Source organism: Natronorubrum halalkaliphilum (assembly GCF_009834785.1).
GTDB classification, from domain to species: domain Archaea; phylum Halobacteriota; class Halobacteria; order Halobacteriales; family Natrialbaceae; genus Natronorubrum; species Natronorubrum halalkaliphilum.
In genome coordinates, this window is record NZ_WUYX01000021.1 from 22,179 (window position 1) to 44,117 (window position 21,939).

Consider the following 21,939-nt stretch of genomic DNA (forward strand, 5'->3'; position numbering starts at 1 on the left):
CCGGCAAATCGTTACGGCAAACCGTATCAGGCCTGTCCGTTCAGCGTGATGTAGTTGATGCCGATGATCCGCTCGTCCGCCTCGAGATCCTCCTTGGCCGCGTCGGGGACCTGACTGTCGACGTTGTAGACCGTCAGCGCCTCCCCGCCGATGGTTTCGCGGGCGTTGAACATGCCCGCGATGTTGACGCCGTGTTTGCCCATCACGGAGCCGATGAGTCCGATGACGCCGGGTTCGTCGGTGTTTCGCGTGACGACCATCTTGCCGTGTGGAATGGCGTCAACGCGGTAGCCGTCGACGCGGACGATCCGCGGATCGTCACCCGCAAAGAGGGTCCCGTCGACGGAGACTTCGTCCTCGTCGTTGCTCACCGTCACCGAAATCAGGCTCTGGAAGTCCTCGGCCTGGCGCGTTTTCGATTCTGTCACGTCGACGCCCCGATCCTCCGCGATCTGTGGCGCGTTGACCGCGTTGACCTGCCACTCGAGGGGCTGAAAGACACCCTTCAGCGCGCTCGCGCTGACGAACTCGACGTCCTCGTCGGCGATGTCGCCTTCGTAGGTGATCTCGATGGTCTCGATGCGACCGTCGAGCAACTGGGCAGCGACCTTGCCGGCCGTCTCCGCGATCTCGATGTAGGGCTCGACGCGGGGGAACGCGCTCTCGTCGATCGAGGGCGCGTTAAGCGCGTTCGCGACCGGTTCGCCGACGAGTGCGGCGTTGACCTGTTCGGCCGTCGAAGTCGCGACGTTCTCCTGGGCGGCCTCCGTGGACGCGCCGAGGTGGGGCGTGACGATGATCTCGTCGTGTTCGAGCAGCGGTGAATCCGCCGAGAGCGGTTCCTCGGCGAAGACGTCCAGCGCCGCGCCGGCGAGGGTGCCGTCGTCGACCTTGGCGGCGAGCGCGTCCTCGTCGATGATGCCGCCGCGGCCGACGTTGACGATGTAGCCGTTGCCGAGCAGATCCAGTTCGTCCTCGCCGATCATGCCCTCCGTTTCGGGGGTCAGCGGCGTGTGGATGGTCAGGAAATCGGCGCGCTCGAGACAGTCCTCGAAGTCGACGAGTTCCGCGCCGAGGCGATCGGCACGCTCCTCGGAGATGTAGGGGTCGAACGCGACGATGTCCATGCCCAGCGAGTCGAGTTTCTTGGCGACTTCCTGGCCGACCCGACCGAGACCGACGACGCCCAGAGTCTTGCCGTCGAGTTCGGCACCGAGGTAGTCGCTTTTGGCCCACTCGCCGTTTTTCAGGCGGATGTGAGCCTGCGGAATCGATCGGGCGGTCGCGAACGTCATCGCGACGGTGTGTTCGGCCGCCGCGCGAACGTTCCCTTCGGGCGCATTGGCGACGATGACTCCTTCATCCGTCGCGGCCTCGATGTCGATGTTGTCGACCCCGATGCCCGCTCGGCCGACGATGGCGAGTTCGTCGGCGGCCTCAAGCACCTCGTCGGTCACCTCGGTCCCCGAACGGACGATCAGTCCGTTCGCGTCCGAGACCGCGTCGAGGAGGGCGTCGCCCTCGAGTTCGTAGCCTGTCTCGACCTCGTGGCCGGCATCTCTGAGTACGTCCAGACCCGCGTCAGCGATCGGATCCGTGACGAGTACCTTCATGCGCGAGACAACCGGTCGAATCGTGTAAACCCTTCCGTTGTTGCCATGGGTGGCAAAAACTACCTCAACAGCAGTTCGAACTGCTCTCTCCGCGGTATCCAAGACCGGACGGTCGAGCAAATCACCCGCGAAACGATGAGGTCGTGTCCCGAATGCCCGGTCGGAACTGTTCGAACGGACACCTATATGTGGGTCTCGTGGTACGTACCACTAATGGCCCTACTCGACCGACTCAGGGTGTATCCGGTGAAGGGACTCGACGGCATCGAACTCGAGGCGGCCGACGTGCTCGAGGGCGGCACGCTGGCTCGCGACCGGGAGTTCGCGCTCGAAGACGCCGACGGCGACGTGATCAACGGCAAGCGAACCGAGCGGGTCCACGACCTGAGGACGGGTTTCGATCCCGATACGGCCGTCCTCGAGGCCCGGGACGAGGCCTCCGACGGCGAAGTCGTGCAGTTCAGCCTCGAAACGGCGACGGACCGCGACCGCGCCGCGGAGTGGTTCAGCGGCGTTTTCGGCGTCGACGTAAGCCTCGAGCGAGACCGAACGTTGGGGTTCGTCGACCGACGCGAGATGGGGCCGTCGGTGATCAGTACGGCGACGCTCGAGACCGTCGCGGACTGGTTCGACGACCTGACCGTCGACGGCGTCCGGCGTCGGCTCCGGGCGAACATCGAGATCGGCGGCGTCGAGCCGTTCTGGGAGGACCGATTCGTCGGCGACGACGCGCCAGCGTTCAAAATCGACGGCGTTCGACTCGAGGGCGTCACGCCCTGCGGTCGCTGTGTCGTCCCCAAGCGCGATCCCGACACGGGCGACGCGCTCCCCGAGTTTCGAGAGCGGTTCGTCCAGAAGCGCGAGGCGACGTTTCCCGATTGGGCCGACGAAGCGGCGTTCGATCACTACTACACGGTCATGCTCATCGCGCGGGTGCCGGGGTCCGACCGCGGCGAGACGCTTCGCGTCGGTGACGGGGTTCGCGTCGTCGACGACTGAGACGGTTTCCTGTAGTCAATTACCGCCGATCATCGGGACGTGGTCGGTGATCGGCGGTACATAGTTACAGCAATCCGTATGAGGCGGCCTACCGTACCGATGTCGATGTACCGGCCTCCGCAGAACGCGGACGACCGGAACTGACCGCCACCAATCCGTCTGAGTCGCTTCGTTCGTCCGGAACGCATCCCGCCATCGATCGCGGACAGGCGGTCACCAGTCGCGGGCGAAATGACACTTCGAGCGGACCGCTCCATCTCGCGCCCAGTCCGGCTCGGTGTCGGCACACTCCGGTTCCGCCTCTGGACACCGGGGATGGAACGGACACCCGCTCGGCGGGTCGATCGGACTCGGAACCGACTGTTCGAGCGCGAACCCGCCCCTCTTATCCGTCTCGAGCGACGGTATCGCCTCGAGCAAGGCGTCCGTGTACGGGTGGTTCGGGCTCTCGAGGACTCGTTCGGCGGGTCCGACCTCCATCAGTTCGCCGAGATACAACACGGCGACGCGATCCGCGATGTGATCGACCACGTCCAGATCGTGCGAGATGAGCAGATAGGTCAGATCGAGGTCGCGCTGCAGTTCCAACAGCAGGTTGAGGATCCGGGCCTGGACCGACACGTCGAGCGCGGAGACCGGTTCGTCGAGGACGACCAGTTGCGGGTCGAGGGCGAGCGCACGAGCGATGGCGACGCGCTGGACCTGGCCGCCGGAGAGTTCGTGGGGATAACTCGTCGCGTGACGCTCCGGAAGCCCCACAATCTCGAGGAGGTGTTCGACCCGGGCCCTCCGTCGTTGCTCGTCCCAGCCCTGGGCCTGCAACGGTTCGGCGATCGTCCGTTCGACCGTCAGCCGCGGGTTGAGACTCGAGTGGGGGTTTTGGAAGACGACGCCGACGTCGGCGAGGGTATCGGCCGAGCGCTCCGCGGTCGGCCCGACGGACTCGCCGTCGAGTCGGATTTCGCCGGCCGTCGAAGCCTCGAGTCCCGTCACCAGATTCGCGAGCGTCGACTTGCCGCTCCCGCTCTCGCCGACGAGGCCGAGCGTCTCGCCCTCGCGAATCCGAAGCGTGACGTCGTCGAGGGCCCGGAGGTGTCGCGTCGTTCCACGGAGCCGGTCGATCACCCCGTCCTCGAGCGAGAACCGTTTCGAGACGCCCTCGAGCGAGACGAGCGGCGCGCCTTCAGCCGCAGCGGTTTCCGAGGTCGAGGCCGAGACCGGGGTGCCGTCCGGACGCAAACTCAAACTCGAACCCGAATCCGGGTCCGACGGCCGCGCCGAGTCGGCGTCGGTACCGGGATCGGTTCCGGCGTGTCCGTCCGAGGCGGTGCTGGAGCGTGCGGACGAGATTCCTGACCGGTCGGTCGCGTCGGCCGAACAGCCGGCGCCACCGCCACCGCCACCACCATCAGCAGCAGCGGCGGCAGCGGCGGCCGCCGGAACCGAGTGGGACGAAACGCGCTCGTGGGGTTCGAACACGACCGGTTCCCCGCAGGTCGCGGTACCGGCCTCGAGTTCGACGGTCGGGATCTCGCCGGTCCAGCAGCCGTCGGCCGCGGACGGACACCGAGACGCGAACGGACAGCCCGACTGCTCGCCGAGTCGCTCCGGAACGGTCCCTTCGATCGTCGGCACCCGCCGTTTTCGCTCGCTCGTCTGGGTCAGACACTCGAGCAACGCCCGCGTGTACGGATGTGCCGGCTCCTCGAGGACGCGCTCGGTGGGCCCCGTCTCCATCACGCGGCCGCCGTACATCACGACGATTCGATCGCAGACGTCGGCGACGACGCCGAGGTCGTGGGTGATCAACAGCAGGGCCATCCCGCGGTCGTCGCTGAGTCGGCGCAGCCGCTCGAGGATCTGGGCCTGCGTCGTCGTGTCCAGCGCCGTCGTCGGTTCGTCGGCGATCAGCAGGTCGGGATCGGACGCGAGCGCGATGGCGAGTCCGGCCCGCTGGCGCATCCCGCCGGAGAGTTCGTGAGGGTACGCGTCGACGCGATCCTCGGGGCTCGCGATACCGACCTGTTCCATGAGGTCGACGGCGCGTTCGCGGTGGTCGGTCCAGTCCGACCGCCGACTGAAAAGCGGCGCGTGCAGGTACTCGAGCAGCCCCTGCGAGTCGGGTTGTTCGTGGACCATGAGCGACTCGGCGATCTGCTCGCCGACGTCGAACACTGGGTTCAGGGTCTGCGTCGGATCCTGGAACACCATCGAGGCGGTGTCGCCCCGAAGCCGTCTGAGCTGCCGATCGCTCGCTTCGGCGACGTTGACGCCGTCGAGGTGAACGGATCCCGCGACGATCTCGCCGGGGTCTTGCAGCCCGACGATCGACCGGGCGGTGACGGACTTGCCGCAGCCGCTTTCGCCGACGATGCCGACGGTTTCGCCGTCGGCGACGCGAAAGGAAACGCCGTCGACCGCGCGAATGGCTCCCTCGCGGGTTCGAAACTGCGTGTGAAGGTTCTCGACAGTGAGGAGGTCAGTCATAGTTGGTCAGGCGGTTTTCTCGATGGCCGTGTCGTGTTTCGGGTCGAGGACGTCGCGGAGGCCGTCGCCGAGTAAGTTGAACCCGAGGACAGTGAGCATGATCGCGACGCCGGGGACGTTCGCGATCCACCAGGCGTCCCGGAGGTGGTACCGGCCAGCCGAGAGCATGGTTCCCCACTCCGGCGTCGGCGGCTGGGCTCCCAGACCGATGAAGGATAGTCCGGCTGTGCCCAGAATGACGGTCCCCATGTTCAGCGTCGCGAGCACGATAACGGGACTGGCGACGTTCGGCAGGAGGTGTCGGATCGCGATCCGGAATCGGGAGACGCCCATCAGCTGCGCCGCGCGGACGAAGTCACGTTCTTTCGTCGAGAGGACGCTCCCCCGGACGATTCGGGCGTAGGACGCCCAGCCGACGACCGCGAGCGCGATCATCACGTTTCGCAGGCTCGGACCGAGGATCCCGGCGATCACCAGCGCGAGGATCAGCCCCGGGAACGCGAGTTGGACGTCGACGAGTCGCATCAGGAACTCGTCGACCCAGCCGCCGGCGTAGCCGGCGACCAGTCCGATCGTCGTCCCGAGAACGAGCCTGATCGCGGTGACGGCGACGGCGATGCCCAGCGAGAGTCGCGCGCCGTGGAGCAGCCTCGAGAGGACGTCCCGTCCGAGTTGATCGGTGCCGAACGGATGGGCGAGGGACGGCCCTTGCAGCCGGTTTGCGAGGTCCTGACTCGCCGGATCGTACGGGGCGACGATCGGCCCGAGAACGGCTGCGATCGTTACCGTCGCGACGATCACCAGTCCGGCGAGGTTGAGCGGGCTCGCACAGAACGCCGCGACCGCACGCGAGTTGCGAGTCGATCGGTACCGCCCCGCCAGACGCTCATAGCGCCGTCGGAGCGCAGCCTCGAGTCCGCCGTTTGACTCGTTCACGGCGTCTCACCGCCGAGCGTGACACGCGGATCGAGGTAGCGGTAGGTGACGTCGACCAGCAGGTTCGTCGCGACGAAGACGACGCCGGTAAAGAGGGCGATGCCCTGTACGACCGGATAGTTCCGGTCGAAGACGGCGTCGACGAGCAGCATGCCGAGCCCCGGCCGCTGAAAGACGATTTCGACGACGACCGCGCCGTTGAGCAGCGAGCCGAACTGCAATCCGACGATCGTGACGACGGGGATGAGCGCGTTCCGCAGCGCGTGTTTGTAGACGACGATCCGCTCGCGCAGCCCCTTCGAGCGAGCCATATCGACGTACTCCTCGTCTAACACCTCGAGCATCGACGTTCTGACGAGCCGAGTGACGACGGCGGCCATGCCGGTCCCGAGGGTGATCGCCGGGAGGACGAGTTGGCTGAAACTGCCGGCTCCGGCGACCGGGAGGACGCCGAGCGTCAGCGCGAACACCATGATGAGCAGGTAGCCGAGCCAGAAGTTCGGCATCGAAACGCCGATCAGCGCGCCGAGTTGGCTCGCGTAGTCGACGGACGTCCCGCGGTGGACGGCGCTCAACACGCCGGTCGGTATCGCAAGCGCGAGCGCGACGACCATCGATGCGGCGGCCAACTCGAGGGTCAGCGGGAGCGCATCGCGGACGAGCGTCGTCACCGCGGTGTCGGTGTAGTACGACGTGCCGAGGTCGCCGCGAAGCGCGTCGGCGAGCCAATCGACATACTGAACCGGGATCGGATCGTCGAACCCCTGTTCCGCCCGGAACGCGTCGACTTCGGCCTGAGACGGCTGGCGCTCGAGTTGCTGGGTGAGGATGGTTCTGGCGGGGTCGCCGGGAGTCAAAAAGACCAGCCCGTAGGTGACGACCGAGACGCCGAAGAGCACGACGACCGACGTCGCGAGCCGAGACACGAGGTAGTTGTACATGTTACGTTTTCAGGGTCCGCCACTCGACGAGGCGGTCGATGGGATGGAGATCGAACCCGTCGATGTTGGCGTCCGCGGCGACGGTGTACTCCTGATAGAACAGCGGGATGACGACCGCCTCCTCCATGATCCGGCGCTGAGCATCGACGTACGCCTCGCGTTTCTCGTCGGGATCGGTCGACTGAAACCCGGCCTCGATCAGGTCGTCGACCTCGCCGCCGAGGTTGTGCAGGCCGGTTCCCTCGGTCTCGTACAGATCCTTGTTGCTGATCCCCATCGTGTGGAAGTTCTCCCACATGATGTAGTCCGCCGCCGGACTGTTCGACTGCGAGCCGTCGACCTCGAGGTGGAACTCCCCGCGGTCGGTTCGGTCGCTCACCGCGGCGTCCTCGAGCACTTCGACGTCGACGTCGACGCCGATTTTCTCGAAGTCGGACTGGAGGATCTGGACGATGTCTCTTCCGTCGTCCATATCGTTTTTGACGAGACAGCTCAGTTCCTTGCCGTCGTATGACGACCGCTCGACGAGCTCACGGGCGGTATCCCGGTCGTGCTCGTAGCTCGGCAGTTCGTCGTCGGCCGCCCAGTCGATCACCGTCGAGATGGGACCGCGAGCGGGCTCGCCGATCCCCTCGAGGACGGTGTCGACGATTTCCGTCTGGGAAATCGCGTAGTTGAGCGCCCGCCGGAGGTCGGCGTCGTCCGTCGGCTCCCTGTAGAGGTTGATCGAGACAAAATTCGAGCCCGATGACTGGGTTGACCAGAGCGTGATGTCGTCGCGGTCGCGAAGCGAGGCGACGCGGCTCTTCGCCGGGTCGAAGATAATGTCGGCTTCACCGGACTCGAGGAGGTCGGTCCGGGTCATCACGTCCTCAGCGGCCCGGAACGTGAGTTCGGTCGGCTCCACGTCGCCGCCCCAGTAGTCCGCAAAGCGCTCGACGCGGAGCTGTTGGCCGTCGGTTTTCTCCTCGAAGGTGAACGGTCCGGTACCGATGATATCGCCGGCCCGTCGGTCGGCCTCGGGCGGTTGGATGTCGATCATGTTGTGGGCGATCGTTCCCGGGAACCCGGAGAACGGCTCCGTGTTCTCGAATTCGACCGTGTACTCATCGATTTTCGTCACGCTCCCGGGCTCGAGATGTAGCCACCCGTAGACGAAGTCACCCCGCTCGGCCAGGATGTCCTCCTCGAAGGAGTGGACCACGTCGTCTGCGGTCATCTCCGCGCCGTTGTGGAAGGTGACGCCCTCGCGGAGTTCGAACACCCACGTCGTGTCATCGGTCGCCGTCCAGTCGCTCGCGAGCCACGGCTCGGGTTGCATATCGTCGCTTCCCCAGACCAGGGGTTCGACGACGCGGGTCCAGTAAGGCGTCATCCCGCCCCACGACCCCCAGGAGTCGCCGCTTCCCGTCGGATCCATGTGCGGGATAATCGTAAACGACCCGTCGGCGTCGGCGCTGGATGCACAGCCGGCGAGGCCGGCGAAACCGCCGGCAGCCAGTCCGCCGAGCAGTCGTCGGCGTGAAAGCGTCGAGTTCATCACGTTAATACAATCCATAACTACTTAATAAGTATTGTTAATTTTAACTATTATTTTAATATCAATTGTGTCTCCGGTCCTGACGCCGGAACGGAGTAATCGCTCGAGGAGGTGGGGTACAGTCGGGTTTCGGTAGTCGGTGACGGAGGGGATCGGTTCGGATCGAGTGGACCGAGATCGGGCGGTCGAATCGCCATCATCAATCTGAGTTGTAGTTCTGAAAGTATAGTTGTAAAAGTTCTGGTTCGATCCCTGAACTGATAGTCGGGCCGAACGGAAGGGCGCTGATACTCGAGCGACTGTCTACGAGCGGAGACGCCGGTACACAGGTCCAACAGAGCGTATTAGTCGCCGTCGGGACACGCCCACGTCCAGAGTTTCCAGGGCACGAGCGAGCAAAAAAGCGGGACGACCAGCCCGTTAAAACGGGTCTCCAGCGGTATGCCCGGGACGGCGATCAACGCGATAGCTGCGAGGACGATCCTCGCGGCGAGGACGCCCGCGCCGATCGCGAGCGGCCGGTTGATCGGCTCGAGGTCCGTCGTCGCCAGGGGGAGTTCGAAGACGTCGACGAGGCGGTCCGGTTCGTCGACCGGACCGAGGCGGCGCTCGGTTTCGGTCGATCGGATGCCGGTCGTCACCCGAATCGTCCGAGTCCCCAGCAACCGGTCGACGAACCGGTCACTCACGAGCGACACGTTGCGAAGTCGAACCACCGACTCCGCCCACTGCGGCTCCTCAAGGAGGCGGTCGTAGGCGACGAGGTAGTCCCCGCGACGCCGGTACTCGAGCGTGCCGTACTCGAGGTAGTGTTTAGCGGCCTGAATGCCGACCGCGAGGAGCAAGATGACGGCGGATGCGACCACGCCGAGCCAGAACACGAACACCGAGTCCAACCAGCTCACGACGACGAGCACGATGAAGAGCCAGAGCACGCCGAAGAAGGGGATGAGGAACGCGGTTTTCCAGAACCCCAGCAGCAATCCCTCGAGAAGCAGCGCCTTCCGGACGGGACGAACGCGTGCCGAGGGGTCCGTCGACGGGGCCCGAACCGGGTCGAGGGAGCCGGTCGGCTCCGACGGACCGGCAAACCACGCGACGAAGCCGTCGGCGAAGCGGTTCGCGTCGGTTTCGTCGCGCTCCGCTCGAAACGACGACCACTCGACGAGCAATTTCAGACAGACGACCAGAACGAGCGACCCCACCGAACCGAGCGCGAGACCGAGAAACGCGAGCGAAAACAGCAACACGAACAGCTGCCGCGCGGGGGTTTCGACGACGGCGTACGGAGAGACGCGTTCGTACACGCGGCGACCGAAGTAGCGGCGTTTCGCCTCGAGAAATTGGCCGACCACGAGCGCGACGACGCTCGCCAGTACCGCCGGATCCGTCACCCCGCCGACGGACTGGAAGATCGCGAACACGACGGCCCCGAAAAAGACTGAGTACATCACGAGCGCGAGAATCACGCTGAGAGCGAACGGAACGTTACGGAGGTATATCGGCGGGAGAGAGTCGTGTATCCGAACACTGCCGCGTTTGTCAGTGAGCGGCCCCTCCGAAACGGTGATGACGCCTTCCTGGTCCGCCGGCGGTGGCTGCTGGGCGAACAACGCCTTGCCGCCGGCCAACAGAACTGAAACCAGCAGTTCGAGACCGTAGATGAGCACGAGCGTCGCCGGCTGCCACCCGAGCCAGAGCACGCCGACGAGCGGGAAGATATTCGCGAGGAAGATCGGCAGAAACGCGTCTCGATCCCGTTCTCGGTCCGGAAGACGTAGCGACGACATCGGATCGTCCCTTCGACTGTTGTCTCTCAGACGACATAGTGGCCCGTTTCTCACCGGATAACACGTCCCAACGGTCAGAGCGTAATCAACACGGCCCCGGCGACAACCAGCGCCGCGCCCGCGACGACGCCTTTCGTCACCCGCTCGAGGTCGCGCAGGAGAACTGCGGCGAACAACAGCGTGAACAGCGGCGCGGTCGCGACCAGCGGATCGACGATGGCGATCCGCCCCTCCTCGAGGCCCAGCGCGGCCATCAGCGAGAGCATCGCAACGGTGGTCAGCAGACCGCTCACGACGAAGTACCGGTAGGATGCCGACGGGCGGTCCAGGACGTCGCGGCCGCCGGTCGCCGCCGCGTACGCGACGAGGGCGATCAGCCCCGCCGTCTCGTTGAGTGCGACCGCCTCGAGCGCGGAGATCGGCGTCTCGAGCATGCCGTACCGGCGGGAGACGTTCGCGACGGCGAACGTCGCGGCGGCGGCGACCGGCCAGAGCAGATCCCGGGGTCGCCAGCCGCCGAGATCGCCGCCGCTCGAGGCCGTCAACACCGAGAGACCGGCGACGAGGACGACGATACCCAGTCCGGTCACCGGCCCCAGGGGCTCCCCGAGGAAGACGAGCGCGATCAGCGTCGCGAAGAGCGGCCGCGTGCTGAGGATCGTGCTGTTGAGACTCGCGCCCACTTTGTCGACCCCGACAAAGATCGTGATCCGTCCGAGCGCGGTGCCGACGACGCCCGCAAAGGCAAAGACTGCAAGCACCTCGACTGTCAGTCCCGAGAACGCCGACCGGCCGTAGACGGCGGCGATGACGAGCCAGTAGATCACCGAGTCGACGATGACGACTACCAGCGACGCCTGCACCGAGCCTCCGCCCGCCGCCATGCCACGCTTGTCGAAAACCGGCGTGAAACCCCAGAAGATCGCCGGGATCAGGGCGAGGGCGAGGACCTCGATAGTCGCGGTCGTCATCGGCCCATCTCACCCGGGCGTAGTCGATCGCTCATCGGCGGATGTGAGCCGGGAGGGCGGGTCAACGTTGCGGTGGCGGTTCGATTCGCTGGCTCTCGTTTCGGCCCGGGTCGTGGCCGCTTCAGTTGGGCCGGTCGACCAGTTCGACCGGGGCCAATTCGAGCAGCCGCGGGAGGGCGGCGACGGCGGCGCCGACGAGGACGAACACGAGCGCGGTACCGGTGACCGACACGACCATCGAGAGATCCGTCGCGGCGGCGATGGTCTCCGCTTCGCCGTTGGCACCGGCCTCCTCGTTCGGCGACCAGCTGGTGATCATCGAGAGCCCGACGGCCAGAACGACGTAGCTCGTGACCAGCGATCCGAGCGCGAGAGCCCCGTCCCGAGACGTTTCGAGGGAGACGTACCGGACGAGCAGATAGCCGGTAACGAGCAAAACGGCGACCGGAATTAGCGCCGTGACGTCGGAGGCCAATCCCGCGGTGTAGGGGCTTCCGAATCCGCCTTCGATCGGCTCGCCGTCCAGTTCGATCGGCACGCCGTGGCTTGCGAGACTCGCCAACCCCGCGAGCACCCACCGGCTCGGTCCGTCTTCCACGCCGGCGAATCCGCCCGTTGCGGTCATCGTAGCGGCCAGTTGGTAGGCCGCGGCGAAGACGACCGCGAACGCGCTCACGCCCGAGACGAGTCCGGCCAGCCACGGTTCGACGGCTGCGACCCGGCGATTACTGTCGGTCGGTCCGCCCCCGTTGTTTTCGTTGCCGTCCCCTTCGCCCTCATCGGCATCGCGCTCGTTCTCGTCGCCCGGCTGCTCGGCGTCGGGCCGTGGTCCCTTATCGTACTCGAACCGTCGATTCGACGACATGAATCCGGCAACGAATCCGGACCGGTAATACGTTTCGGTCGGCCGCCGCGCGGATCGAAGAAACCCCGCCCACGGCGAAAACCTGAACTGGTTTATCCAGGGCGCGAGAATTGGCGAGCGATGACAGTCGTCGCTTTCGACTTCGACGGGACGCTTTCGGACTCCGAGATGACCGTGCTACTCGGCGACCGCTGTGGCGTCGCCGACGATATGGCCGAGATCACCGAACGATCGATGAACGACGAAATCGACTACGCCGAGAGCCTTCGCAAGCGGGCGGCCCTGCTCGAGGGACTGCCGGAGGCCGACGTCGAAGCCGCATTCGACGAGGTCGAACTCCGCGAGGGCGCGGCCGACCTCATCGAGGAACTGAACGAAGCCGGCGTTACGACGGCGATCCTTACCGGCGGCTTCGAACGCGGCGTCGCGGCCGCACTCGAGCGAGAGGGCGTCTCGGTCGATCACATCGTCTCGAACCGACTCCCGATGACCGACGATGCAACCGAACTGACCGGTGCGGTCGAGGGGCCGCTCATCGAGGGAACCAAAGACGACGCGCTCGAGGACCTCGCCGACGACGTGGGTGTCGACATGGACGACACCGTCGCGGTCGGCGACGGGGCGAACGATCTCCCGATGCTCCGGGTCGCCGGCCTCTCGATCGGCTTCGAGCCGAAACCGGCCGTCGAGCCCCACTGCGAACTCGTCGTCACCTCGATGACCGAGGCCCGCGAGGTGCTGCTCGAGGAGGGCGTTCTGCCGGAGCCCTGATCCCGCTGCGCTCGCGCGCTCGAGTATCGTCCATCCTCCGGCGACCGGAACCGAGCCGTCGCCGTCGACTGCTACCGTTCGATCCGCCGATTCGATCGCAAGAGACCGGGAAAGCAACGCGGGCAATCCGGCCCTCGTCGACTCGAGCGGAGTGGTATCTTCGAGTGGTAATCCGACGCTGCTCGGCAACGATGCACGTGTGATTCACTGAATACCACTGGAACTCCGGCCCGTGAACGCGGCAAATCCGGGTTCGATCCAAGGAGCGATTCCCGGCGGTTTCCGATCAATTCTGTCAGGAACCGCCAGAAGGAGATGTATCCGAAACGGTGAATATCCGGTTCAACAGCCGATTTCGGGACCGAGAAGGTTATTAACTCGTCGCCGAGTAAGTAGTTGTATGATGTGGCAAGACCTTGTATTCATGCTCGGAAGCGGCCTCTCGATCATCTTTCTGGCACCGACGCTGCGCGACGCCAGCGCACGCGTGCCACTCGGCACAAGCCTTCCCTCGATGGGAATCGGATTCGTCTACGGAGCGACCTTCTTTACGCTCGGGATGACGTTCTCCGCGCTGGGTGCACTCGCGGCCGGTGCGATGTGGTCCCTGATCGCCCTGATCCGGTCGCCGGCCGGAATGGGACTCTCGGCGCGACTCTTCCGGATGGAAAGCCCGACCCTGTTCGCTCGAGACCTCTACCGATGGGTCGCCGGCTACCGAACGTCGTCGGTCCCCGATCAGTACGTTACGGCCGATTTCTCCGGTTACGACCAACGCTAAGCCGTCATTCTTCTTCCGCCGTCACTTCTCGCACCCTCGAACCCTATTCGGAGAACAGGCTCGTGTGAACCGGGGCGAACGATTCGGGTTCCTCGGGTTCCGGTTCGGTGTCGGTGATCGTCCGTCCGGAAAGCCCCATCTCGAGCAGTTCTGACAGCGGCGGCCCGACCTTTTCGGGTTCGACAAGGAACGCGTCGTGACCGTGGTCGGATTCGACGACGTGGTGGGCGACGTCGACGGCGGCCTCGCGGCAGGCGCCGGCCAGCGCTTCGGCCTGTTCGACGGTGAAGTGCCAGTCGCCGGTAAACGACAGGAGGAGCAGTTCCCCCTCGAAGGCAGCCAGTGCGTCGGCGTCGGACTCGTACCCCGCGGAGAGGTCGAAGTCGTCCATCGCGCGGGTCATGTAGAGGTAGCTGTTTGCGTCGAACCGATCCGTGAACTTATCGGCCTGATAGTCCAGATAGGACTCGACTTCCCGGTAGGGGAAAAAGGCGGCCGCGGGATCCGGCGGCGTCTCGCGGACGGCCTCGCGACCCGCCGAACGCCGGCCGAACTTCCGGGACATCGAGGCCTTCGAGAGGTACATGATGTGGCCGATTTGGCGCGCTCGAGCCAATCCGTCGTCGGGCCCGGGCCCGTCGTAGTAGTGGCCGCCGTTCCAGTTCGGATCGCTGGTGATCGCCCGCCGGGCGACCGTATCGAGGGCGAGACACTGCGGATCGAGTCTGGCGGCGGTGGCGACGGCGGCGGCGCGGTCGACGTCGTCGGGGAACCGCCGCAACCAATCGAGGACGTTCATGCCGCCGACGCTGCCGCCGACGACCGCGTGGAGGCGACCGACGCCTAACTCGTCGAGCAGTTGCCGCTGGGCGCGGGTCCAGTCGCCCACCGTGACGGGCGGGAAATCGGTTCCGTAGGGCTCGCCCGTCTCCGGATTCTCGCTCGAGGGGCCCGTCGTGCCGTAACACGACCCCGGCGCGTTCACGCAGACGACGTAGTACTCGCTGGTGTCGATCGCCTTCCCGGGGCCGACGACGTCGCCCCACCAGGCCCGAGCCTGGCCGGCCGTGTCGCCGCCCGCGTCGGGGCGGCGGGCAACGTGGGAACTGCCGGTCAGCGCGTGACAGACGAGCACGGCGTTGTCGCCCGTAAAGTCACCGTAGGTCTCGTAGGCCACCTCGAGGGACGGAATCGTCTCCCCCGAGAGAAACTGGAACTCGCCGAGATCGATCGTATTTTTTGTCGTCATGTGTCTTGGTTGTTATTCGTCGCACCGGCGGATGCCCGTGTCGCCGTTTCGATCGCCTGTTCGAGGTCGGCCAGGATGTCTTCGGGATCTTCGATCCCGACCGACATCCGAATAAGGTCGTCCGTCACGCCCGCTTCAGTCCGTTCCTCGGACGTTAGCTGGCCGTGGGTCGTGCTCGCCGGATGGATCACGAGCGTCTTCGCGTCGCCGATGTTCGCGAGGAACTGGGCGACCTCGACGCTCTCGCAGAAGACCTTGCCCGCTTCGTATCCACCCTCGAGGCCGAACGCGACCATTCCGCCGAAGTCCTCGAGATACCGCGAGGCGTTGTCGTGGGTCGGGTGGTCCTCGAGTCCCGGCTGAGTAACCCAGGCGACGTCCTCGTGATCGACGAGATAATCCGCGACGACGGAGGCGTTCTCGCAGTGTTTCGCGACCCGCAGGGGCATCGACTCGAGCCCCTGAAGGGTCTGCCAGGCGTCGAAGGGGGACTGTTGGTTGCCCAGACTGCGAAGCGACCGGTATCGTGCGGTCGCGGCGAAGGGGGCCTCCGAGAAGTCCCGCGAGAAATCGACGTCGTGGTAGGCGTGATTCGGGCCCGCGATCTCGTCGTAGCCGTGGTCGCCCCACGGGAAGGTACCGCCGTCGACGAGCACGCCGCCGACGGTGGTGCCGGAGCCGTGGAGCCACTTGGTCGTCGACTCCCAGACGACGTCGGCTCCGTGCTCGAGCGGCCGGCAGAGCGCGGGCGTCGCGAAGGTGTTGTCGACGACCAGGGGAACGCCGTTCTCGTGGGCGATCTCGGCGACGCGCTCGAAATCGGGCGTCACGAGCGAGGGGTTGCCGATCGTCTCGACGTGGACGAACGCGGTGTCCTCGTCGATGGCGTCCTCGTAGGCGTCGTACTCGAGGGTGGGCACGAACGTCGTCTCGATGTTTCGCCGGGACGCCGTCTTCGAAAAGTAGGCCGTCGTCCCGCCGTAGGTATCCGTCGAGCAGACCACGTTGTCGCCGGCCTCGGCGAGGATCAACACCGCGGAATCCAGTGCGGCCATGCCGCTGCCCGTCGCGACCGCGCCCGCGCCGCCCTCCAGCGAGGCGAGGCGATCCTCGAGGGTGGTGACGGTCGGGTTGGCGATTCGAGAGTAGATGTAGCCCTCGGCCTCGAGGGCGTAGAGATCCGCAGCGGTGTCGGCGTCGTCGAAAACGTAGGACGTCGTCTGGTGGATCGGCGGTGCCATCGCTCCGGTCTCCGGGTCGGGAGACTGACCGGCGTGGACGCTTCGCGTACCGAGTCCCCGCTCGGGACAGCCCGAATCGGCGTCGCTCTCGTCGTCGCTCATGTTTAGTATGCATACTACTCCACGCTCATATGCGTCGCAGTAACGGCAAAAACCGCAGACTAGAGAATACCACACACGAGCGATTCGGCGGCTCGAGGCCGATCTTACTACACGGATCCGTTACGGGCTCGAACGCTACTACTGGACGGCGATGTAACTCGCGTGGGCGGACGGACTTCCCGCCCCGGCGTCGCGCCGGGAGGTCGGTACAGCAGTCCGTCTCACTCGTGTTCGAGGGACTCGAGCAGCGTCCGTACCGACCTCGATTCGGTCTCGAGTCCGGCGGCTTGCGGGGAGACCGCGACGCCGATCACGAAGTCGTCGCCGTGAGCCACGGGTTCGCTAAGCTGGAGAAACACGTCGAACGTCGCGCCGATATCGATCAGTCGGGCGCGAGCGAGATACCGGGTCAGCGTAGTCTCGGTGCCCAGAACCGAGATGGCGGTTTCGTCGACGTACCGGACGTCCTCGAGTTCGTCGTACCGGTCCTGAATCAACTCGACGAGTTCGTCCGTCGAGTACTCGCCGACGGGGTTGAACGTCCGGCCGAGAAACGAGATCTGTGGCGTGGTGAGCACCGAGACGACCGCCGCCTGCAGGCGCGTCAGTCCGATCGCATCGAGCGAAACCGCCCGATCGTACTCGGCGTACCAGTTTCGGACCTCGATCGATCGCTCGATTCCGAACCGGCCGACGGTCCGCTCGACGACGAGTTCGTCGACGACGTGTTCACCGTAGCCGGTTTCCGAAAGCGCCGCTCGAGGGACGGACGCCGGTGACGACGCAAGCGACTCCCCGACGGCGTCGGTACAGCCGGCGACGGCCCCCGCGGCGGCGGTCGCCCCCATCGCGAGAACCTGTCGGCGCGTGACTGTCATCGACAGGAACAGGTTGGCGAGCAACGAAAACGTATCGCTTCTGGGCGGAGCAGCCGGGGTGGACGACCGGGTGGATCGGCCGAGACGAACGACTTGATATTCACGTAGTGACAAGCACCCGGCGTGCACTCGAGTGACCGGGATCGGATCGTACTCGCCGCCGTCGTTTTCGCCGTGCTGTTCTCGCAGTTGCTGCTTTACCCGGGCGTCGCGACGCTGGTCGAGACGCTCGGAGCCGACGCGACCGCGTCACCGTTTGCCGCGTCCGCCCTCGACGCGAGCATGTGGTTTCTCGTCGCCGAGTTCGCCGCCTACGTCGCCTTCGTGGGCGTCTGGGGCGCCGCGAGCGATATGACGGGACGGCGCACGCCCTTCATCGTCGCCGGGGCACTGGCCGGCTCGGTCGGCTACGCTGCCCTCGCCGCCGTTCCGGCGATCGGATCGATCCCCTTCGAGGGCGTTCTCGTCCTGCGGGTCGCCCAGGGCGCGATGACGATCGGCGCGTTCTCGCTGACGATGACGATGTTGATGGATCTCGAGGGCGGCCACGGCCGAAACATGGGTGCGGCCGGGATCGCTATCGGGCTCGGAGCCGCCCTCGGCGCGCCCATCGGAGGCCAACTCACCGAACTCGACCCGCTCGCACCGCTGATCGGGGCCGCCGTCTTGCTCGTCTGTGTCGGCGGACTCGTCTCGATCGTCGAGGACCGAACACCGAGCCAACGCCGGACCGCTCGAGCGCTTGTCGACGGCGTGCGGAAACGGCCGACGCTGTCGATCCCCTACGCGTTCGGCTTCGTCGATCGGTTAACGGCCGGCTTTTTCGCGCTCGTCGGCACGCTCTACTTCCAGGAGACGTTCGGCCTCGATCCCGCCGCAACCGGCCTCTTGCTGGCGTGCTTTTTCGCCCCGTTCGCCCTGCTGCAGTATCCGATGGGCGCGCTCTCGGATCGGATCGGCCGAACGATCCCCATCGTCGTCGGCTCGCTGTGTTACGGCGTCGGGATCCTCGCCGTCGGTGCCGCACCGTCGGTCACCGCGGCGGCGATCGCGATGATCACCGTCGGCGTTCTCGGAGCGCTGGTTTCGCCGGCAACCATGGCGCTCGTCACCGATATCGCCGCCGAGAGCGAACGTGGCGTCGCGATGGCCGGGTTCAACATCGCCGGCAGTCTCGGCTTTCTCGGCGGCTTTCTCATCGGCGGCACCGTCGCCAGCAGTTACGGCTACGGCCTCGCCTTCCTCACCGTCGGCAGTCTCGAGATCGCGATCGCCCTAATCGCCGTCCCCGCGTTTCTCCGGCTCTCGATCGGGCGAAACGAGCGTCTGGGGACGGAAGATCGCGGCGGCGCCTGACTGCTCTCGGGCAGATTTCGACCGGTCGGCGGTTGAGAACTACCACCCTGCTAACTTGGTATGGAACCGCATGACAGCGTCACGATAGAGGGTATTAATTTTTATGTGCTCAACCCTAACAACCGATGATGGCACGAGATAACCCTATTACGCGGCGGACAGCGATGAAGCTCACGGGCGCAGCAGCGGCAACCGCACTCGTCGCCGGTTGTTCCGACGACGACGATAACGGCAACGGAAACGGTAACGGCAACGGCGGCTTCAACATGGAAGCCGGCGAAACGATCGAACTCAACGGCCTGATCGGCGGCTGGGAAGGGATTTCGCCGGACGAAATCGCAGGCGAAGAGAATCCAACGCTCATCCTCGAGGACGGCGAGGACTACGAGATCGGCTGGCCAGAGGGCGACGGCAACGATCACAACATCGAGATCTGGGACGAAAACGACGAACTCGTCGAGGACTACCAGACCGACACGACCACCGATACCGAGCCCGACGACCAGATGCTCGACATCACGGCCACCGAAGAGATGGCCTACTACGTCTGCGAACCCCACGACAACGCGATGCGCGGCGAAATCCAGGTCGAGTAAGCCGCTTTCACCGGACTGCAGTTTTTCGGCGTACCGCTACGCCCGACCGGCTTCGTTTCCGCACAACGACCGGTTTCGGTCTCGCTTTTCACGCCAACAGCCACGGGAGTGTCGGCGGCTTCAGCTCTGACGAGGCATCAAAAGTACCATACCACCTCGCGACCCAGTAGGCCCTATCAGGTGGATCACGTGAGCAAGAAACGCGAATACAAAGACGACTATCCCGAGAAGACGCTGTACATCCCGGGACCGACCGAGGTGCGCGAGGACGTCATCGAGGCGATGTGCGAGCCGATGTTCGGCCACCGAATGGACCGGATGACGGACCTCTATACGACCGTCGTCGAGGACACAAAGGAGTTCCTCGGCACCGACAACGAGGTCGTCATCCTCACCGGTTCGGGGACGGAGTTCTGGGAGGCGTCGACGCTAAACCTCGTCGACGAGAACATCCTCGTTCCGACCTGTGGCAGCTTCAGCGAACGCCACGCCAACGTCGCCGAGCGACTGGGCAAAACCGTCGACCGTCTCGAGTACGAGTGGGGACAGGCAATCAAGCCCGAGGACATCCGCGAGGAACTCGAGTCCGGTACCACTGACTACGACGTGGTTGCAACCGTGATGAACGAGAGTTCGACCGGCGTCCGCAATCCCATCGAAGAGATCGGCGACGTCGTCGCGGAGTACCCGGACACGTACTTCGTCGTCGACGCCGTCTCCGCGCTGGGTGGCGACTACGTTGACATCGACGACCACAACATCGACGTCATCTTCGCGTCGACCCAGAAGGCCTTCGCCATGCCTCCCGGATTGGCGGTCTGTGTCGTCAGCGACGACGCCTACGAGCGCGAACTCGAGAAGGAGTCGGCGTCGTGGTACGGCGGCTTCCAGCGCACGATCGACTACTACGAGCGGAAGGGCCAGACCCACTCCACGCCCGCGATTCCGATCATGCTCGCGTATCGGAAACAGATGAAATACATGCTCGAGGAGGGCCACGACGCCCGCAGCGAGCGCCACCGCGAGATGGCCGAGTACGTCCGCGAGTGGGCCGACGAACACTTCGACATGTTCCCCGAGGAGGGCTACGAATCCCAGACGGTGGCCTGTATCGAGAACACCCAGGGGATCGACGTCGCCGAAACCATCGCAACCGTCGACGAGGAGTACGGGATGGTCTTTTCGAACGGCTACGGCTCACAACTCGGCGAGAAGACGTTCCGCATCGGTCACATGGGCGAACACGATCTCGAGTCGGTCCGGGAGTTGACCGACGCCATCGAAGACGTGGCCGGGTTGTGAATTCTCGATATTTGTAACCGACTACCGAGGGAACGCTGGGCGACCGAACTGCCGCCGCGTGGCGAGGACACGTCGGCGATCACCGTCACCGTCGACGGCAGCTACCCGAACAGTCCGCGAAGCCAGTCGAGGACGCCTGCGATCAGATCGACGACTCGCTCGAGTGTCGACGCGATTCGATCGAACAGCGACCCGGAACCACCACTGTCGACGAACGAGCCGTCTCTGGTCTCCTCGCCGCCGTCTGTCGCGCGGTCGTCGCCGACCGCCGCGCGGGCGTCGACGAGTCCGTCGCCCTCCTCGCAGGTTCCGAGCACGGCCTCCGCCGTCTCGCCGAGGATCGCCCGAATCGAGTCGTTGGGTCCCGGCCCGTCCTCCTCGCGCGTCTGCCAGCAGAGCGCCGCAACGCCGGTGACGAACGGCGTGGCAACGCTCGTTCCGCTCGCTTCGGCGTACCGATTCCCGACGGTGGCCGAGGTGACCTCGGTTCCCGGTGCCAGCAGATCGACGGCCGAACCGACGCTGCTGTAGGACGCCAGGGTGTCGTCTTCGTTCATCGCGGTGACCGCGACGACATCGGGGTGCGTGGCGGGATACTGCATCGTCTCGGCCTCGCAGGAGCCGTTGCCGGGATTGCCTTCGTTGCCGGCCGCACAGACGAGGAGGTGTCCCGCGGCGTTAGCGTCCTCGATCACCTGATCCACTGTCGAACTGCTCGTCTCGCCGCCGAGGCTCATCGAGATCAGCTCGATATCGTTCGACAGACACCAGTCGATTCCGGCGACCAACTCGCTGTATCGGCCCCGTCCGTCGTCGTCGAGCACTTTTACGGCGTGGAGGTTCGCGCTCGGGGCTACCCCGACGACACCGAGGTCGTTGTCGGCCGCGCCGGCGACGCCCGCGACGTGTGTCCCGTGGCCGTGGCGGTCTTCGTAGTCGCTCGAGAGGCCGTCGCGAGTGAAGTTCCGCCCGCCGGCGACCTCGAGGCTACAGTGATCCGACTCGATTCCCGTATCGAGAATTCCGACGTCGACGCCCGATCCGTCCGGTTCGACGGCGTCTGCACCGATCCGTTCGACGCCCCAAGACGGTCGCTGGCTCGGGTGCATCGAACAGTCGGATCCGCCGCCGGGGTTCAGGATATCCCGCAGCGACGGGGACCAGTCGGAGGGCAGCCTCGTCTCCTCGTCCTCCTCGACGGAGTCCACGCGACGGTCCTCGAGCAGCCTGGAGACCGCGCTCGTCGGCACGTCCGCGACCACGAACTCGAAGTTGTCGAACTCGAGGACCGTCTGCCCGCCGACGGCCTCGATCACGCCGATGAGTTCGCCGATTCCGTCGAGCAGTCCCGTCCGCGGGTGAACGAACAGTCTGGTTCGGTCGGGCTCCGTCGCCGACGCGGACGTACCGAGTACGCCGGCCGCGACGCCGGCCCCGACACCCTGGAGTAACCGTCGCCGACTGAGTTGCATGGGCGGGCCGACGAACAAGGACGGAATAAGTCTTCCGTGTACTGGTGAC

The 21,939-nt window shown here is 65.5% G+C and carries 18 protein-coding genes; 6 read left to right on the forward strand and 12 right to left on the reverse strand.

Translation table 11 applies throughout. The features are described 5' to 3' along the window. Nucleotides 1–26: 26 nt before the first annotated feature. On the reverse strand, nt 27–1,613 hold the full coding sequence (gene serA, locus GS429_RS05370) for a phosphoglycerate dehydrogenase (RefSeq protein ID WP_160063447.1): 1,587 nt from the start codon (nt 1,611–1,613) through the stop codon (nt 27–29). Between the two features lie 213 nt (nt 1,614–1,826). Here serA and GS429_RS05375 point away from each other — a divergent pair, with 213 nt between their 5' ends. Further along, complete coding sequence (locus GS429_RS05375) at nt 1,827–2,612, forward strand: MOSC domain-containing protein (RefSeq protein WP_160063449.1); 786 nt, start codon at nt 1,827–1,829, stop codon at nt 2,610–2,612. 213 nt (nt 2,613–2,825) lie between these two features. Here the strand turns inward: GS429_RS05375 and GS429_RS05380 are convergent, their stop codons facing one another. The 7 genes from GS429_RS05380 to GS429_RS05410 all read right to left on the reverse strand — a co-directional run bounded on the left by GS429_RS05380 (nt 2,826) and on the right by GS429_RS05410 (nt 12,142). Next, nucleotides 2,826–5,099, reverse strand: a complete 2,274-nt coding sequence (locus GS429_RS05380) for an ABC transporter ATP-binding protein (protein ID WP_160063451.1) — start codon at nt 5,097–5,099, stop codon at nt 2,826–2,828. Nucleotides 5,100–5,105: 6 nt separating this feature from the next. Beyond that, nucleotides 5,106–6,035, reverse strand: a complete 930-nt coding sequence (gene nikC / locus GS429_RS05385; RefSeq protein ID WP_425438181.1) for a nickel transporter permease — start codon at nt 6,033–6,035, stop codon at nt 5,106–5,108. Further along, nucleotides 6,032–6,976: a nickel ABC transporter permease gene (gene nikB, locus GS429_RS05390; protein WP_160063453.1), complete on the reverse strand. Its 945-nt coding sequence runs from the start codon at nt 6,974–6,976 to the stop codon at nt 6,032–6,034. The genes nikC and nikB overlap by 4 nt, the downstream gene beginning before the upstream one ends. Before the next feature lies 1 nt (nt 6,977). Further along, nucleotides 6,978–8,516, reverse strand: a complete 1,539-nt coding sequence (locus GS429_RS05395; protein WP_160063595.1) for an ABC transporter substrate-binding protein — start codon at nt 8,514–8,516, stop codon at nt 6,978–6,980. A gap of 344 nt (nt 8,517–8,860) precedes the next feature. Further along, nucleotides 8,861–10,306, reverse strand: coding sequence for a DUF6498-containing protein (locus GS429_RS05400; RefSeq protein WP_160063455.1), 1,446 nt, complete (start codon nt 10,304–10,306; stop codon nt 8,861–8,863). Nucleotides 10,307–10,380: 74 nt separating this feature from the next. After that, on the reverse strand, nt 10,381–11,277 hold the full coding sequence (locus GS429_RS05405) for a DMT family transporter (protein WP_160063457.1): 897 nt from the start codon (nt 11,275–11,277) through the stop codon (nt 10,381–10,383). Between the two features lie 121 nt (nt 11,278–11,398). Further along, nucleotides 11,399–12,142, reverse strand: coding sequence for a DUF7978 family protein (locus tag GS429_RS05410; protein WP_160063459.1), 744 nt, complete (start codon nt 12,140–12,142; stop codon nt 11,399–11,401). Between the two features lie 120 nt (nt 12,143–12,262). On the opposite strand from GS429_RS05410, the gene serB reads away from it, so the two are divergent. Then, nucleotides 12,263–12,913, forward strand: a complete 651-nt coding sequence (gene serB / locus GS429_RS05415; RefSeq protein WP_160063461.1) for a phosphoserine phosphatase SerB — start codon at nt 12,263–12,265, stop codon at nt 12,911–12,913. Nucleotides 12,914–13,313: 400 nt separating this feature from the next. Further along, nucleotides 13,314–13,694 (forward strand): hypothetical protein, encoded by a 381-nt coding sequence (locus GS429_RS05420; RefSeq protein WP_160063463.1) that lies wholly within the window; start codon nt 13,314–13,316, stop codon nt 13,692–13,694. Nucleotides 13,695–13,737: 43 nt separating this feature from the next. Here the strand turns inward: GS429_RS05420 and metX are convergent, their stop codons facing one another. The 3 genes from metX to GS429_RS05435 form a co-directional block, all read right to left on the reverse strand. After that, entirely contained in the window at nt 13,738–14,943 is a 1,206-nt protein-coding gene (gene metX / locus GS429_RS05425; protein ID WP_160063465.1) for a homoserine O-acetyltransferase MetX, read from the reverse strand. Beyond that, nucleotides 14,940–16,286 carry an O-acetylhomoserine aminocarboxypropyltransferase/cysteine synthase family protein gene (locus tag GS429_RS05430; RefSeq protein WP_160063467.1) on the reverse strand — a complete coding sequence of 449 codons (1,347 nt, stop codon included), beginning with the start codon at nt 16,284–16,286 and terminating at the stop codon, nt 14,940–14,942. The genes metX and GS429_RS05430 overlap by 4 nt, the downstream gene beginning before the upstream one ends. 221 nt (nt 16,287–16,507) lie before the next feature. Beyond that, nucleotides 16,508–17,164 carry a DUF6517 family protein gene (locus GS429_RS05435; RefSeq protein ID WP_160063469.1) on the reverse strand — a complete coding sequence of 219 codons (657 nt, stop codon included), beginning with the start codon at nt 17,162–17,164 and terminating at the stop codon, nt 16,508–16,510. Between the two features lie 123 nt (nt 17,165–17,287). Between GS429_RS05435 and GS429_RS05440 the strand changes: the two genes are divergently transcribed. The 3 genes from GS429_RS05440 to GS429_RS05450 all read left to right on the forward strand — a co-directional run bounded on the left by GS429_RS05440 (nt 17,288) and on the right by GS429_RS05450 (nt 20,418). Continuing rightward, nucleotides 17,288–18,520: an MFS transporter gene (locus tag GS429_RS05440; RefSeq protein WP_328821255.1), complete on the forward strand. Its 1,233-nt coding sequence runs from the start codon at nt 17,288–17,290 to the stop codon at nt 18,518–18,520. 128 nt (nt 18,521–18,648) lie between these two features. After that, the gene (locus tag GS429_RS05445; protein ID WP_160063471.1) at nt 18,649–19,116 is read left to right on the forward strand and encodes a plastocyanin/azurin family copper-binding protein; all 468 of its coding nucleotides are present in this window, start codon (nt 18,649–18,651) and stop codon (nt 19,114–19,116) included. A 189-nt stretch (nt 19,117–19,305) separates the two neighbouring features. After that, nucleotides 19,306–20,418, forward strand: coding sequence for a pyridoxal-phosphate-dependent aminotransferase family protein (locus GS429_RS05450; RefSeq protein WP_328821256.1), 1,113 nt, complete (start codon nt 19,306–19,308; stop codon nt 20,416–20,418). A 101-nt stretch (nt 20,419–20,519) separates the two neighbouring features. Here the strand turns inward: GS429_RS05450 and GS429_RS05455 are convergent, their stop codons facing one another. Further along, nucleotides 20,520–21,890: a S8 family peptidase gene (locus GS429_RS05455; protein ID WP_160063473.1), complete on the reverse strand. Its 1,371-nt coding sequence runs from the start codon at nt 21,888–21,890 to the stop codon at nt 20,520–20,522. Nucleotides 21,891–21,939 lie beyond the last annotated feature (49 nt).

Excerpts from the sequence above, each read along its gene's own strand:
- GS429_RS05430 (WP_160063467.1), bottom strand. The coding sequence starts at position 16,286 with ATGAGCGACGACGAGAGCGACGCCGATTCGGGCTGTCCCGAGCGGGGA.
- GS429_RS05420 (WP_160063463.1), top strand. The coding sequence starts at position 13,314 with ATGATGTGGCAAGACCTTGTATTCATGCTCGGAAGCGGCCTCTCGATC.
- serA (WP_160063447.1), bottom strand. The coding sequence starts at position 1,613 with ATGAAGGTACTCGTCACGGATCCGATCGCTGACGCGGGTCTGGACGTA.
- metX (WP_160063465.1), bottom strand. The coding sequence starts at position 14,943 with ATGACGACAAAAAATACGATCGATCTCGGCGAGTTCCAGTTTCTCTCG.
- GS429_RS05380 (WP_160063451.1), bottom strand. The coding sequence starts at position 5,099 with ATGACTGACCTCCTCACTGTCGAGAACCTTCACACGCAGTTTCGAACC.
- GS429_RS05375 (WP_160063449.1), top strand. The coding sequence starts at position 1,827 with ATGGCCCTACTCGACCGACTCAGGGTGTATCCGGTGAAGGGACTCGAC.
- GS429_RS05435 (WP_160063469.1), bottom strand. The coding sequence starts at position 17,164 with ATGACAGTCACGCGCCGACAGGTTCTCGCGATGGGGGCGACCGCCGCC.
- GS429_RS05395 (WP_160063595.1), bottom strand. The coding sequence starts at position 8,516 with ATGAACTCGACGCTTTCACGCCGACGACTGCTCGGCGGACTGGCTGCC.
- GS429_RS05445 (WP_160063471.1), top strand. The coding sequence starts at position 18,649 with ATGGCACGAGATAACCCTATTACGCGGCGGACAGCGATGAAGCTCACG.
- GS429_RS05400 (WP_160063455.1), bottom strand. The coding sequence starts at position 10,306 with ATGTCGTCGCTACGTCTTCCGGACCGAGAACGGGATCGAGACGCGTTT.
- nikB (WP_160063453.1), bottom strand. The coding sequence starts at position 6,976 with ATGTACAACTACCTCGTGTCTCGGCTCGCGACGTCGGTCGTCGTGCTC.
- GS429_RS05455 (WP_160063473.1), bottom strand. The coding sequence starts at position 21,890 with ATGCAACTCAGTCGGCGACGGTTACTCCAGGGTGTCGGGGCCGGCGTC.
- GS429_RS05405 (WP_160063457.1), bottom strand. The coding sequence starts at position 11,277 with ATGACGACCGCGACTATCGAGGTCCTCGCCCTCGCCCTGATCCCGGCG.
- GS429_RS05410 (WP_160063459.1), bottom strand. The coding sequence starts at position 12,142 with ATGTCGTCGAATCGACGGTTCGAGTACGATAAGGGACCACGGCCCGAC.
- serB (WP_160063461.1), top strand. The coding sequence starts at position 12,263 with ATGACAGTCGTCGCTTTCGACTTCGACGGGACGCTTTCGGACTCCGAG.